The following is a 15,219-nucleotide window of genomic DNA, read 5'->3' as shown; positions in this document are numbered from 1 at the left end:
ATATTTAGCATTAAATTTTATACGTCTCCTAATCAAAATCCACAGATAATTTTATGTATTGACAAAAGTGGTTAGTTGGATATAATTTGGATAGTACAATACATTGCATGAGGCATTATTGCTATAGTTTAACAACCTCAATTCAATTAAAATCATAGGGCTCAGGTTAATGTTCCCTTATAAATTTACAAGCAACAACAAACTATAAAGCATGTAAGTCATATTTCCAATTTAATTCCACCTTTAATTGTTCAACAACATTAAATACAATGGGGCATATTTCATAATTCTGAAGTACTCCAGGCATCCTGGATATAAAATTATTTTGATCGAGATATGGGAATAACCTGCACTCATCATAACGGTCGGTATAGATTTTACATTTGTTGCCATCCAGGTTTTTACAAGTAAACCCCCAGGCATACTTATATTTGGAAAGATCTTCTTTAGTTAAATATAACTGCAACACCTCATCCTTTACAGGAGGCCTGATGTTTCTACAACAATTACCACACATAACACAATCTATCTGCGAAGCAACTTTTTCATAAAGTCGATGAACTATATTATCTACTTTATCAGAATCACCATCATTAAGATATGCAACAAAGGCTTTATTCTCTATGCGTTTTTCTTTTGAAATACGCCTAATACATTCAATATCCAACATCAATTTCATAATAGTTTTATATGATTAGAACAAATACATGAAACTATTATCTGATAAAGGCCTCTATGTTCTGTTTGAAACGGTAAATGTAGGTGTTTTGACTGATGAAATAGCGGATGGGTTAAATAAAAATGCATTTTTATAGATGTATTTGAAGAATCCAGGAGAAAAAAGACTATAAATAACAAAGAACCACAAGGTTATCCTTTTGTGATTCTCTGTTTCTGTAGTACAATATTCTAATAGGATTCCTCAACCCTCAACCTCATCGCTTACCTTAAAATAATTTTCAACTGGCGCTGCATACATCTTCAGGAGTCCATCCTTCTGTTTTTTTACTTTTATGGGATCTGATTCCCCATTTACCTTTTGATCGAGCATCTCATAAAAATTCTCAATATCCGCCTGCTCATATTTTATTCCGATATGTTGCTGACTGGTATTTAATATATCAAAAGCCAAATAATTAAATGGGTTTAGTTTATAATCGTGCCAAATCTGGCTATCCATATAATCACATACCTTTTCATGAACATTTGAATTATCCAGCTCGTCAAAATATTTATCAATATAATTGTTAACCGGTTTTCCAAAGGCAATATGGACTTTACCCTTTGACCCTACAATGCCATTTAAAATACTATGGAAATCTTCATCCCGGGCTTTTGTATATTCACCATCTTCTGTTGCCAAAAGTTCTTTTACTTTAAAAATATCACAGGGCTCCAGTTCGTAAGAAATAGAAACCGGACAAATATTGAACTTTTTTAAGGCTGAAATATGGTCTTTTTCTTTTATGGTAAGCATTTTTAACAGCGAGAGCTGTGTTTTATCGAACCCATCTTTAGTACGCCCATCCCGTTGAGCAATCCAGGCCGACTCTTTTTCTTCGGTTAACACCTTTTTGATATACGCAGAATGGATTAATGCATTGCGATAAATATCTACCCTGGAACCACCCCGATAAAAAGTAAACATTTTATTGATTTTACCTACATCAATAATAAACTGGCTGCTCATCAGGTTGCTTCCAAAGGTAATTTGCGATGTTCTATGCCCATGTTTGTTCAAGACATATTGTAATATGGCACTGTCCATCACAATGTCCCTATGGTTTGAAATAAACAGGTAGGACGTATCCCTATCCAGATTTTCGAACCCTGAATAAGAAAATTCTGTACTGGTTTGCTCCAGCACAGATGCCACTGCCGGTCCGCTAAATTTTTGCTGAAAGTCATCAATGGTTCTGATTGTTTGCATTTCAGCCAGTGATTCCTCAACACTCCTACGAAAGAAAATATATTTTAATACCGCATGAAACTCTTCTTTTGCCAATATCCTCTTTAACGCATCCGCAACCTCAAAATCCCGGTAAGGGCGCATTTCATCATAGATTTCTTCAAGCTTAATCATAATTATATTCTCTTATCAATAAAAGTTATGGGTTTTCTACTCAATTCAGGGAACTGTTGTTTCGCAATTTCTATCGGGCTATAAAATTTTACCGACGGAGCTACACGTAGTTTGGCTCTAAAACGATCTTTTATAGATTTTTCAAGCGCATCACATGGATTTTTAGCTCCAATATGTATTTCTATATCATCTGTCCCTATGGTATTTTGGTCAACCAGCACAATATAGTTCTCAACCCCTTCAATATCATTTAACACATCGTAAAGCGCAGGGGGATATAAGGTTGTTCCCTTATATTTAATCATCTGGTTTTTTCGTCCTATTACTGGCCCCAGACGCATGGTGGTCCTGCCACATTCGCAAGGTTCCACATGGTAATTACATATATCTCCCGTTTTAAATCTAAGCAAAGGCATTCCTTCCACACCCAGGGTTGTTATGGTAACTTCTCCTGCTGTGCCCGGGGGAACGTTTTTTCCATGCTCATCTAAAAACTCTACAATAATCATTTCCGGATGGTGATGCCCTCCTTTTTGGCACTCGCAATCGGTGAATGCGGTTCCCATTTCGGTAGAAGCATAAGTAGAATACAGTTCTATATCCCACTTTTCCTTAATCCTTTGTCCAAGTGTATTTAAGGTAAAATCGTCGTTCCTCAGGCTCTCACCAATACAAACAGCCTTTTTGATGCTTGAGTTCATATAATCGATACCATGCTTCTCGGCATATTCTATCAACTTTAGCAAAAATGAAGGCACTGTAACAAGGGCAGTAGGCTTAATCCTTTCGATGGTATCAAACTGTAGTCCCGGGTTACCAGGACCTACCCTTACCACTGCAGCGCCCAGTTTCCTTATCCCCTCATAATAGGCCATCCCAGCCATAAACCTGCGATCGAGAGTAACCATAAGCTGAAAGATATCATCCGGTTTTGCTGTGGCACAGGCAAAAGATATATACTCATTATAGGCCAAACGCTGCAAATCTTTTTCCGTTTCTGCAAACACAACCGGATCGCCGGCCGTACCTGAAGTGGTTAAATAATCAATTATACGTTCTTGTTTCACACACAAAAAATCAGCATTAAACTCTTGCAGGTCTCCTTTTGAGGTTGTTGGAATTTTGGCCAGATCCTCCAGCGTTTGAATCTCATTAATATCAATACCATGCTTTTGAAAAAAGCGCTTATAGTAAGTTGAATTCTGACTAAGGTATTTCAACAGTTCTTTTAGCTTTCCTTCTTGAAACTGTTTGATTTCTTTCTGTGTCTTGGTTTCTATTTCAGGAATATACATTGATTATTGATTTGATGTATAAATAAATTGTTATGCACAAAGAGCTCATCTGTATTGCATTTTGTATGGTTCAGGTGCCTGTTAAAAAAAGAAAGAACGGACTGGTTGATTTTTTCAACTGCAATTTTCCCTTGGGTTTCGCCTATGAATCCCTCAATCTTTTCATCACTTGTTACCACATCATAATAGGGCACATCGCAGAACAGGAAGTGAAGCGCCCCTTTAATTCTCAAATATTCGAGCTCTTTATAATTTCGATAAATATATTCGTTACCAATTTGCCAACTGTATTGGTGATCGCTTTCAATGAGCATCAGTGGTTTTTCCTGTTGGCAGGAAATAACATCTCCAAACTGGAAGCAGTCCATACTTACTCCAGCTTTGATTATTTTGTGTTTTACACATAAATGATTTGATAAGGCCCCGCCAATAGATTGTCCAAAAGCACCAACCCTTTCAAAGTCCATTTTTGCAAAAACCGGATCCTGACTTACCCTATCCCTGAAATAATCAACACAATACATCGAACTAGCTTCCCATTTCCTTATTACCCTGTCAAACCGCCTTAAGTTTCTCAGGTAATATTTAGTAAGGCGCTCCTGGTTCTTTGGTTTTTCAAAGTCGGACAAGGAACGTTGCCTGACCCACCACCACTGAAGGAAGGGCAACGCTGATTTGGCTTTTTGCAGCGAGTTATCCTCTCCTTTCTTTCCTTCTACATTAATTTGCTGATGTTGGTGCGTTATGCTACATACAATAAAACCATTGCTGGCCAGGTTTTCGGTAAACGAGGAATAAATATCACTCAACCCAAAATAATAACCCGGGGTAAACAATATCACAGGAAAGTTTTTTTGCTTTAATGAGATCGGAAGGTTTTCGGTTGTATTAGTATAATAATTGCTGATATCCTCTATCTCTTCCTTTGTGATTCCTTTGGTTTTAAAATTATTGTAAATTTCATCCAGGTTATACCCTTCTAAATATTTTTTATGATGGGAAACATCAACCACACTATCACTTGGATACCATATTTTTACAAACACTTTATCCTCTCTTGAACTTCTCTTTGTAACAACAGGATATGTTATTTCATAAGACCTAGTGCCTATGGAGTAAGAGCCTGTTGGCTCTGGTAAAAAAGAAGATCCTTTATGTTGCGCACCTATGTGTACACACAGTAAAACAATAATAATTAAACACCCAATCCTTTTCACAATCATACTACCTATTTCTTTTATTATGATCTACCTTTATGGCATTATGCTTACATGAGCTGATACATCTCTCACACAATATACATTGCCGATGATCTATCGCCTTATCCTCTTTTACGTATTGCCTGACATCAATTAACATCGGGCATGCCTGTGTGCACTGGTTACATCCCGTACAGTTGGCATCTTCTACCGGAGATACCTTAAAAAAGGAAAATGGCGAAAAAATTCCCGATATAGTAAGGAATGGGCAAAGCAAACGACAATAGGCCCGGCTCCCCAAAAAGAAGGTTAAAAAGAACCCTGTAGATATAACATAGATATTTTCGCCAATGATAAATACTTTTCGCAATGCTTCATCTGCAGCAGGATTGACATAGTAAACAACAATTAAAACTGCAAGGAGAGACACTATGACAAGATATGCCCATGACACATAATTATTGCGCTCTACAGGTTTTTTACAGCTTTTGGTATTGGTTAGTTCAAAGAACAAACCCGTCCAACAGGCCCTGGAACAAAAAGCATTTCCTAACAAAAAAGGTAAAGCCACCCGGGCAATAACTGCCTGAATCAAAGCACCGGTTACCACACCCTCAGCGGTATCAAAAATAATTTCGGAGTATTGAAAATTTACCCCTATAACCAGGCTCAGGTAAAACAATAAAAAACCACCAATAATGGCTTGTACAATCAACCTGAGGAACTGCCGTTTATCGGGATACTTAATCACCAGGCTTCGCACAATGAATTCGGTTATACCGATACCTGTGAAAAGGAAGAAGTACCTAATATCGCGGAATGCCCATACACACAAACCTACAATGACAAAGGTTGTAAAAGACAGCAAAGGAACTAAAAATTTATTTGTCATCTATACTATCCCTTATTTCGTTAATAACTTCAATAATCTGATCTTTATCCACCTTTCTTGGAATTTGATATTTCAAGGCTTTGTTCAGACACTCTAATGCCTTATTATAATCCTGTTTCCTTTTATAATACAATCCTTGTACGTAATAACTATAGTAATAATCAGGGTTTAATGATACTATTTCCTGAATATCCTCGTCAGAGACAGTAATCTTATCCTTTTCTGAAATTCCTTCCAAAATGTTTTTCACCTGATTTTTATAATCCCAATATCTATCTACACCTCCCTGTTTATAGAACTCTGAAGCAGGAACTGCAAGAGAGTCTATACAAGCCCCCTGTTTTTTAATATCAAACGAATCCGCAAAAACTTCGTTGAGATCATAGGCTAAGAAACCATTTTCCTGATATGGGAATTGTGAAACCCACATAAGCAATTTTTTCGGGTTAAACACCACTCCATGATGGCAAATAAGCTGATTCAGGGCTGATTCGTTACCCAGTCCGATATCTTTACCCTTTAGCCCATTTTTATCCCTTAGTACTTCCACAACATCCCTATATGCTATATTCTCCTTCTTCTCAATTAACTCGTAAGTCCGATTTAACCTATATAGACTACAGCTTTCATTAATTGATTCCTGATTAAGCTCGGTGTTAACCAATTCCTTACTCTGAAAATGATTTGTTAATGCCAGACACGACTTGTTGGAATCATATATCGCTGTTTTATCCAGAGACTTTTCAATAACTACCGCTTTATGATCTAGCGCTGAGCTAACAAAGAACGATTCGGAAACAAAAGTTTCGTTACGCTCAATAATCTCAAAAGCCTCCTGAATAGTTTTAGCATATTGAAGAACTTGCCGCGACACCAACGAAACCGGTGTTTTAGCTGAAAACGGGATTCCTGATTTGGCAGAATTTAAGCTTATGGTCAGCCCATGTTCATTCATTCCCGACAGTACACCAATCATACTAGCCCAGGTAATATATGCAAACTTATAACCCTTGTATGGTTTGCAAAAGGCTACAATCTTTTCCCTGGCAAAATTATCACCTGCCGAAAAATCAAGGTTCCTGCCAACATAAATCGAACTGTCATGAGTCAGCTCATCCTGAACACTAAAAGCGGTACAAGCTACAAGGTTCATATTTTGAATAGTATGTCCTATATCGTGTGCTGCATGATAATTAAGCGTGCGGTGATAGGGGTCTCCGATAAAACTAAAATCCTCAGATGCAAACAGGGATATTCCATAAATCTCCTCAAGTAAATCCTTAGGCACATACTCATCCAGATCCTTGTTGAAAATGGTAATAAAATATTTAAGATAATTAAGTGTTCGTTCTGATGGGATGAGGCTTTTTATAAATTCAAAAAAATACTTTTCCTGGTCGGCCCCTAATTTATGGGTTAGCTTACCATTTTTCACCCCCATTTCAAAAGGAGTCCCGGAAACCATCAGCTCATAAACCCCACCATGATTTTTGTGCAACCAGCTATCTCCGCAAAAACTCAAACTATCCGTAATTGTTTCAACCTCCAGTTTCAAGGCCGATTGGTCTTCAATCTCCGGAGGATCCATTACCATGGATTTGAATGAGAAATATAATATGATACCCAGTACCGCGAAAAAAATCAATATGTACTTTAATTTTTTCATTCCTATTCTTTAAATCCTAAATTTTCGTCCTGCACTTCTCTTTCTTCCAAACTGCAGGTGCTAACCTTATGCTTACGTACATCCTTGAGCAAATTGTTTATTCCTTCAATTTCACCACATGTAAGTAACGCTGCTATTGATACGCCTAAAACACCATGCATATTAATATTTTGCCCTGTTAAAAAAAGATTCCTGACCCTGGTTTTAGGCATGATCTGTGAGTCATATGGATTTCTGCTATCCGTTAAAACACCATACATGGCGCCCCTCCTGACACCAGTATAGTCCCGGTATGTCAGCGGACTTGAAGTATATATGGCTTCTATGCAGTTGCGAATATCAGGAAATTGCTTTTCGAGCGCTTGAATAAGCTGTTCCGCTTTTTGTTTCTTCATTTCCTCATACCCTGTCCCCCTTTGACCAATGCTTGTATCTTCCCATTCTGTCATTTCAGCATATTCCATTGGCGTTAAAATGGTAAGACTTTCGGCATATCCCTTGTCCGTTTGGCTTTCGTTTGAATATACCATGTAGCCTTGAGGCCAATTCTGTTCCGAATAGCTATCCAGGGCCCACACATCATTTTCCCGGTAAAAATAGTAATTGGCATTTAAATATTTAAAGCTATTCGCCTTTAATGCAATATATACACTAAAGCATGATATGGTTTGCTCCTGATCTTTCAGCCTTCGTAAAAAGACTTTGCGGATATTTGCTCCTTCCAACATTTCCATGGTTGTCAATGGATCAATGTCGGAGATGTATTTTTTAGCCTTAATTTCATCACCTGAAGCAAGCTTAAGCATGCTTACACAGCCATCTTCACATAACAATTGAGTTACTTTTGATTTGGTGAACACTTTGCCACCATGCTGCTCTATAACCGTTTTGAATGCTTCTGCAATCTGACCTCCGCCTTTTTCCAGTTTCCAGGCGCTTTGCAAATAAAAGAGGTTTATAATTGAATGGATAAACATGGTAGCCGATTCCTTTTTTCCGGCATATAACGAATTCAGTCCGCAAAGGATATTTTGCAAGTCGGTGTTTTGGGTAATAGAGGCCACGAAATCATATACATTTTCATCCAGACCCTTTTTCCTTGGAAGGTCATCTGTTGGCATATCTCTCAGGTTCAAAACATCTACGGCATCATAAATTTCCTGAAGTTTCTGAAAATATAAACCAATAGCCTTTTCCTCTCCGGGGAATTGAAGAACCAATTTTTGCTTAAATCTTTCAACTCCCTGGGGTATGCTAAATTGCTCGCCTCCAATATTCAATATATCAAAACCGTCTTCATCCAGTTTTGAAGCATCTATCTTGTCATAAATATCAAAATACCTGAACAGCGTATTTAATATTTGCCCATCCTCATAACTCCCTATATAGTGCATCCCGGTGTCAAACAACACACCTTTACGCTTAAAATGCTGCAAACAGCCCCCTATCTGATAGTGCTTTTCCAACACCACTACTTTATAGCCTCTCTGGCTCAGAATGCTTCCACATGCAAGGCCTCCCAACCCTGATCCTATTATGGCAATATCGTATGTGCTATTCTTGCTCATCCTCACACATTTATCAGCTTGTTATACAAATACTCTTCTCCCAGCAGACTGGAACATGTAAGTACTGAACTTATTGAAACCCCAAGAATTCCATGCATATTCAGGTTTTGACCCGTAAAGTAAAGGTTTTTTAACCTGGTTTTGGGTACAACAATAGAATAGGAAGGATTTCTATAGTTTTTGATTAACCCATAAGCCGAACCATTTGCCGTACCTGTATAGTCTTTATAAGTTAATGGGGTTGAAGTATAATAAGACTGAATATGATTTCTCAATCCTGGAATCTTCTTTTCAGCCATATCTATCAACTGCTGAGCCTTTTCCTCCTTAAAATTAAGATAGTCGTCTCCGCGTTGCTCAATATGGGTATTGCTCCATCGTTCAACCTCCTTGTAGTTCATATAGGTAATGATCGTTAAACCATCAGCATACTCACCTGTTTTTTTATTATACTGAGTATATAAAAGAAAATTCTCCGGCCAGTCTTTTGTTTCTGTAGTCCAAACATTATTACTTTTAAAATAATGATGATTGTAATTTTGGTACTTCACAGCACCTTTTTTCAGTACAATATAAACCGAGAACATTCCAATGGAATCCTCTAATGATTGGATACGCTTTTTAAATACCTTTTTTAACCCACCTTCTTCCACAAGCGGAATCAAGGTTTTGGGGTGCAGACTAGAAATGTACTCTTTACCCTCAATTATTTCCCCGTTTGCCAATTGTAACCCTGACACTCTTCCTTCCTCTACCTTAACTTTAGTTACTTCGGCATTTCTGATTACAGAACCACCATTTGCCCGGACTCCATTAGCCAATACATTTGCAATTCCACTACCACCTTCCTGAACTCTCCACGAGCTTTTTATAAAAGAATAGCTAATTAATGAATGGGTATATAATGGCGTAATATCTCTTTGTCCGGCATACAATATATTGGTTCCGGCCAACAGCCCCCTTAAGTCGGGATCTGACACCATTTCATTGATAAACCCCGAAGCAGACTGTTCCATATACGGACTATCCATAGCAAAGCCGGTATATTTATCTTCGAGTTTATATAAAGGAAATGAGTTGCATACTTCTGAAAGTTTATTCACATATTTCTGAATACCCTCTGCCTCCTTTGGAAAATAGGAGCTGAGTTTTTCAATATAGGCTTCGTGTCCCTGGGGAATGCTATACTCCTTATCTCCAAGAGAGATAATATCAGATTGATCCTGATCCAGCTGCTTCAGTGAAATATTCCCTATCAAGCCAAACAGCTTGAAGTATCTGTTCAACACCTCCCCATCACCAAGGCTTTCGGTATAGTTCAGCCCTGTATTAAAAACCACCCCATCACGAGCAAATGACTGCATCATACCCCCAATACGGTCGTTTTTATCAACCACACAAACATTATATCCTTCCTTGCTTAAAAGATATGCACATTGCAATCCTGCCAGCCCGCTTCCTACAACAACAATATCATACCGTGCCATATTATTCTTCTTTAGTTAGGATGTAAATTAAGTTAGAGGTGTATTTTGCATTGTCAACTTTCCTGAAAGAAAGGTTGTGGTCCTGTGCAAACTTCTCAATATTCCTGGATGAAAAGAAGGACAACTCGTAATCCATTTTATTAAAACCTAACAGTTTAATAGAAAAGAACTCTGTTAATTGTGTAATGCGCGTACGCTTTTTTAGTTCGGTATCTGCATCACGGATTATAATACAGCCATTATTATTCAGCTTTTCAAAAGCTTTGGAAAGCACTTTTATTTGCCGCTCTTCTGAAAAATAATGAAGCACATCATTAAAAACAAAAACATCAGCAAATTCAAAATTTTCGGTAACAATATCCTTTACTTCAAAAGAAACACGATTTGAATTTATTGCTACCTCCTTTGCCACTGCAATTTTTTCGCCATCATAATCCCATCCAACCAATTCCCGTTGCTCGGAGGTATAACTCAACATATTAGCCATAAAGCCATAGCCACAGCCAACATCGATTATTTTTCCTTGCTTTGGCAATAATTCATCATAAAAGCGATAGTTCTTTTCCAATTTGATTTTCACCCTTAAATACCACTCCAACACCGGCCCTTTAAATACATATTGGTTTATCAGCTTACGGGCAAAAAAATCAACATCTTCTCTTTCCTGGCGCATCAAAGCGTATTGTTCACGATAAAAAGCGGTCATTTTTTTTGCCTGGGGACGATAGGTAATGCCATTTTCAACATCGGCAGCATCAACTTTTACCCTGTCAAAAAACTTCAGGGTAACGTGACCAGCCCTTAAGAAAAACTCTGTTTTTGGCATACAGTTATAAGCCCCGTGAAGTATTACCGGGAGAATGTCAAGACCCAGATAATCGGCCAGACTAAAGGCCCCCTGATGAAAACGATTTATTTTGCCATCTTTAGTCCTGGTGCCTTCAGGGAATATCAATACCGAATACCCCTTGTCTACCTTTTGCTTTATCTTTTCATATCCATTATCAATACCCGTATATATAGGATAAAAATCAATATATCTGATGATCAGTCCATAAAAAGGGTTTTTCCATACCCACTCATTCGTCAGTACAAAAATTTTAGGGTTTAATAACAAGATAAGTGCAATATCAAGATGCGACTGATGGTTGCAGACAATCACTGCAGGCTCTTTAAGATCAAACTTATGCTTATCGACATAATCTTTTTTAAACAAGAAATTTATGCCCACCACCAATTTACAGTTCAAATACAGCAGGTAGTGAATCAGTTTCTTTTTAGCATCGGCAAATAAGGGGGTGTATTTAAACACCAATACCAAAACCGACAAAACCAGCACGCCTGACAGGAAAATGGCAAACGAAACCAGAGAAACCACAACATCGACTAATATGATTGGGAAAACACGTTTTTTACCTTTGGTTTGCGTGAGCAGGTTAAACAAAAAGGGCAGTAGGGTAAAAGTGATTATTATAACCGAAAGAATCCCGAAAATAGTGACCAGGGCAATTGATTTCAGAGCGGGGTGTTGGGCAAAAATCAATACTCCAACACCAATAAGAGTTGTGGTTACGCTCAGTATTATAGACACTTTATAAGGCAAAATACTCCTGCCGCCATATTTATGATTATTGATTAAACCTTGCATAACAAAAATGGAGTAATCAATACCCAATCCAAAAATAAAAGTGCAAATGATTATATTGAAAATATTAAACTCCACATCAAATATGCCCATCAACCCAACTGTCCACTGCCAACTGGCAACAATGGGCACAAATGTTAACAAAGCCAGTTCAAACCTTCCCCAAAATACCAGAACAATCAAAAAGACTACAATCATGGAGTAGCTGATCAGCTTATCAAAATCTTCTCTTAAAATTTCAAAAAACTGATTGGTAAAATACTGCTTGTCGAGTACCAACAGGTCGGATGCTTTGCCCAGCTCATTAAAAAACACGGCTTTTTTTGACTGATCAACTTTACAGATAGACACCAAAGAAATAGCTGAATCTTTTTCATTGATAAGGTTACTTAAAAACAAATCTTTCACCAAACCAATATCCTCGGTACTGATATAATCATACTCTTTTTGAAGCACCTTAAAAAAAGAACGAAAAGTACCCTCCTTAAAATGATGATCCCTTCCGGCATTATCAATATCCCGGGCAACGGTTTCTTTATTCTTGCTATCCCAAAAGTCATTCCATCGCTTTATCCTCTCCTGTTGCGAGCGTTCCGAAACCAACAAGGTATTTACACTGCTAAGTGAACCAATTACACCATCATTGGTGAGTTTATTGAATACCTCCTTGTTATTCTCTAGTTTTTGCAGGGCATCCTCCAGGTTATTACCCGAAGTTACCACATAAATAGCACTGGCAGCCTCTGAGCTTATACTCTTTAGGTTCTGCTCCGCCTTTTGTAAATCATCGGGCAAGTAATTTAAATTGGCTATATCCGCATCAAATCCTATATTTTTTCCTGCAAACGATAAAACAATAGTTAAAATAAAAACTGCCAGTATCCAGGCCTTCTTTTTATGAAAATCATATGAAGCAAACTTATCCACAACAGTATGTTGGTTCGTCTCAAAAACATTTGCTTTCTTTTTAAACATAATGGGCAACAAAACCAGCACAAGTACTGATGATGCAAAAACGCTCATCCCTGCAAACATTCCAAGTTGATTCAATGCCTGAGAATTCACTACATTCAAACATAAAAATGCACTAGCTGTAGTTAAGCTACTCATTATAACCGGATCAGAAATATCCTTAATAATCCCCCTTGCATCATGTCCCATCCTTACATGAGAAAAGTAATGCAAAGAAAAGTCGATTGAGATTCCTATTAAAATAGCTCCTACCCCTAATGCGATGACAGAGATGGTAGGATACATTAAAGAAAGCATTACAATGGCTATTCCAACACCCAGTATAACTGGGAAAAACAATTTGACAAGGACCTTCAGGTTTTTAAAAATAAAAACAAATAAAAGCAGCAATAGTACAACTGCAATACTGATGGTAATGAGAATATCTTTTTGCACCCTATTGGCATTTGCCACTGCAACAGCCGTACCTCCATAATATTCTACATGCACATCTCCTGAAAACGATACATTTAAATATTGATCAATTTTATCGATCAGAATTCTGTTTTGCCTGGTGTTTTTTGAAGAGAATTCAGGATCAACAAAAGCCATGATGTGCTTTTTGTCCCTGGTAAAAATATGCGACCTGTACAATATAAAATTCTTATCCAGCTGAAAAGCCTTTAAACGTTTCAAAAACCTGGGCACCAAACTTAAAGGATCATTCAGAATGTATTTACCTGCCCCAAAACCAGTTGGCGATATAATACTCCTGTAATTTTTCTTCATTAGCACATCCAGCTTTTCCGGAGTCAGGATTGTATCAAGATACTCGTACTCAGCATCCGACATATAAATGGGAAGGTTACGGTAAAAATAATTATATACCTTAGCTGTGGATGATTCATCTACCCTGTTTCTTACATTTTTAACCAGTACCGTATCCTGCCTTAAATAATGCGCTATAGAATCGATTACCTCAATTAACCGTCCTGCATTTATCTGAGATGTATCCTGAAGAGAGGCCGTAAAAACCAACTGATCGGCAAATTGTGAATTGGAGAAAGTTTCGCTCATTTCCGCAATCCGCTCATCCATAGGAATCAAAGATGTAATATCCTCTTCGAATTCAACCTGGGTAGTACAATAAGAAATCAGCCCTATTAATATAATCACAAATGCATATACCCACTTTTTACGGGTTGCAACAACACTATATATCAGCGAAAAGAACTTATGCATTTTGTTTTTTCAACGATTTAAAGAGTGAAATAATAAGATAAGAACAAACATAAAATGCACTTCCCATAATGAATGAAAGCCCTATTGCCCCTATTATATACTGCTTAATATTAGCCGATATGGAAGCAATATCAAGGTCTGCATCAACCTTCCAGCTTCCTTGTCCCATTAAATAGCTCCCTGTAACATAACTCAGATACAAAATAAAGGGGATCATGGGTGGGAGACTAATATTAGCTGCTATAAAAAAGATAGCTTTATTGAGTTTGAACAAATGAGCCAACAAAAAACCAATCAATAACTGATAACCCCAAATAGGAAAAATACCCATAAACACGCCAAAGCCAATTGCCCCAGCAATTTTACCTTTGGTTTCATTTGCGTTTTTAACATAGGTAATATAGATTTCTTTAAGGCTTTTGCCTTTAAATTCCCTGAAAATCATTCTTGGGCGGTGAATCAAAAAGGCCAGTGTAACCAATATAGTATTCAGTACGGTAATCCGGAAAAAGTCCTTAAATGGTCTGAAGTGAGTTACCCTTTCTTCTTGCGATGGATAATAAACATCTATAGGAACACAGGCCACTTTGATACCTTTCCAGGCAGCACGTACAATCACTTCTATTTCGAACTCATATTTATTGCAAAACCATTTCTTTTTTTCCATGGCCCTGATCGGATAAAGACGATATCCAGATTGGGTATCCGGTAGCTTCAGGCCCGTTTCAACCCAAAACCAGAAGTTTGAGAACTTGTTGGCAAACCCGCTGGATTTAGGCTGGTCTTTGCCTTCCATAAACCGGGAACCGATAAACAAACTATTGGGATCTTCTTTTACAGCCTGGATGAAAGTGGCAAGATCACTTGCATAATGCTGACCATCTGAATCCATAGTGACGGCATAGTGATAATCTAACTCCAAAGCTTTTTTAAATCCCTGCCGGATAGCGTACCCTTTCCCTTTATTAGCAGGGTAACTAACAATCTCTATTCCATCAACCTCACTCAATATTTTGGCAGTAGAATCTGTACTTCCATCATTAACAACAATAATGTTTGAGGTATACCTCTTAACATCAGCAATTACTTGTGCCAATGATTTTTCGTTGTTATATGTTGGGATAATGACACAGCATTTTAATGCATCAAACTCCCCTGCCAATTGTATATCCTTTATCCCGTTGCCCATCG

General features: G+C 37.6%; 10 protein-coding genes. All 10 read right to left on the bottom strand.

Going from position 1 to position 15,219, the window contains the following annotated elements:
- Positions 1-202 precede the first annotated feature (202 nt).
- Positions 203-679, bottom strand: a complete 477-nt coding sequence (locus OM074_RS10535) for a YkgJ family cysteine cluster protein (protein ID WP_301199437.1) — start codon at positions 677-679, stop codon at positions 203-205.
- Between the two features lie 243 nt (positions 680-922).
- Positions 923-2,083, bottom strand: coding sequence for a hypothetical protein (locus OM074_RS10530; RefSeq protein WP_301199436.1), 1,161 nt, complete (start codon positions 2,081-2,083; stop codon positions 923-925).
- A gap of 2 nt (positions 2,084-2,085) precedes the next feature.
- Positions 2,086-3,378 (bottom strand): flexirubin biosynthesis putative acyl-CoA ligase FlxY, encoded by a 1,293-nt coding sequence (flxY, locus tag OM074_RS10525; protein ID WP_301199435.1) that lies wholly within the window; start codon positions 3,376-3,378, stop codon positions 2,086-2,088.
- Entirely contained in the window at positions 3,360-4,601 is a 1,242-nt protein-coding gene (locus OM074_RS10520; RefSeq protein WP_301199434.1) for an alpha/beta hydrolase, read from the bottom strand. Before OM074_RS10520 ends, flxY begins: the two co-directional genes overlap by 19 nt.
- A 1-nt stretch (position 4,602) precedes the next feature.
- Complete coding sequence (locus OM074_RS10515; RefSeq protein ID WP_301199433.1) at positions 4,603-5,469, bottom strand: 4Fe-4S binding protein; 867 nt, start codon at positions 5,467-5,469, stop codon at positions 4,603-4,605.
- Positions 5,459-7,135 (bottom strand): C45 family autoproteolytic acyltransferase/hydrolase, encoded by a 1,677-nt coding sequence (locus OM074_RS10510; RefSeq protein ID WP_301199432.1) that lies wholly within the window; start codon positions 7,133-7,135, stop codon positions 5,459-5,461. The genes OM074_RS10515 and OM074_RS10510 overlap by 11 nt, the downstream gene beginning before the upstream one ends.
- 2 nt (positions 7,136-7,137) lie before the next feature.
- On the bottom strand, positions 7,138-8,703 hold the full coding sequence (locus tag OM074_RS10505; protein WP_301199431.1) for a phytoene desaturase family protein: 1,566 nt from the start codon (positions 8,701-8,703) through the stop codon (positions 7,138-7,140).
- A 2-nt stretch (positions 8,704-8,705) separates the two neighbouring features.
- Positions 8,706-10,190, bottom strand: coding sequence for a phytoene desaturase family protein (locus OM074_RS10500; RefSeq protein ID WP_301199430.1), 1,485 nt, complete (start codon positions 10,188-10,190; stop codon positions 8,706-8,708).
- Position 10,191: 1 nt separating this feature from the next.
- Positions 10,192-14,028, bottom strand: coding sequence for a trifunctional MMPL family transporter/lysophospholipid acyltransferase/class I SAM-dependent methyltransferase (locus OM074_RS10495; RefSeq protein ID WP_301199429.1), 3,837 nt, complete (start codon positions 14,026-14,028; stop codon positions 10,192-10,194).
- Positions 14,021-15,217, bottom strand: a complete 1,197-nt coding sequence (locus OM074_RS10490) for a DUF2062 domain-containing protein (RefSeq protein ID WP_301199428.1) — start codon at positions 15,215-15,217, stop codon at positions 14,021-14,023. Before OM074_RS10490 ends, OM074_RS10495 begins: the two co-directional genes overlap by 8 nt.
- Positions 15,218-15,219: the final 2 nt, after the last annotated feature.

The organism is Plebeiibacterium marinum, assembly GCF_026013615.1.
Lineage (GTDB): Bacteria > Bacteroidota > Bacteroidia > Bacteroidales > Marinilabiliaceae > Saccharicrinis > Saccharicrinis marinus_A.
This window is presented reverse-complemented; position numbering and strand designations above follow the sequence as displayed.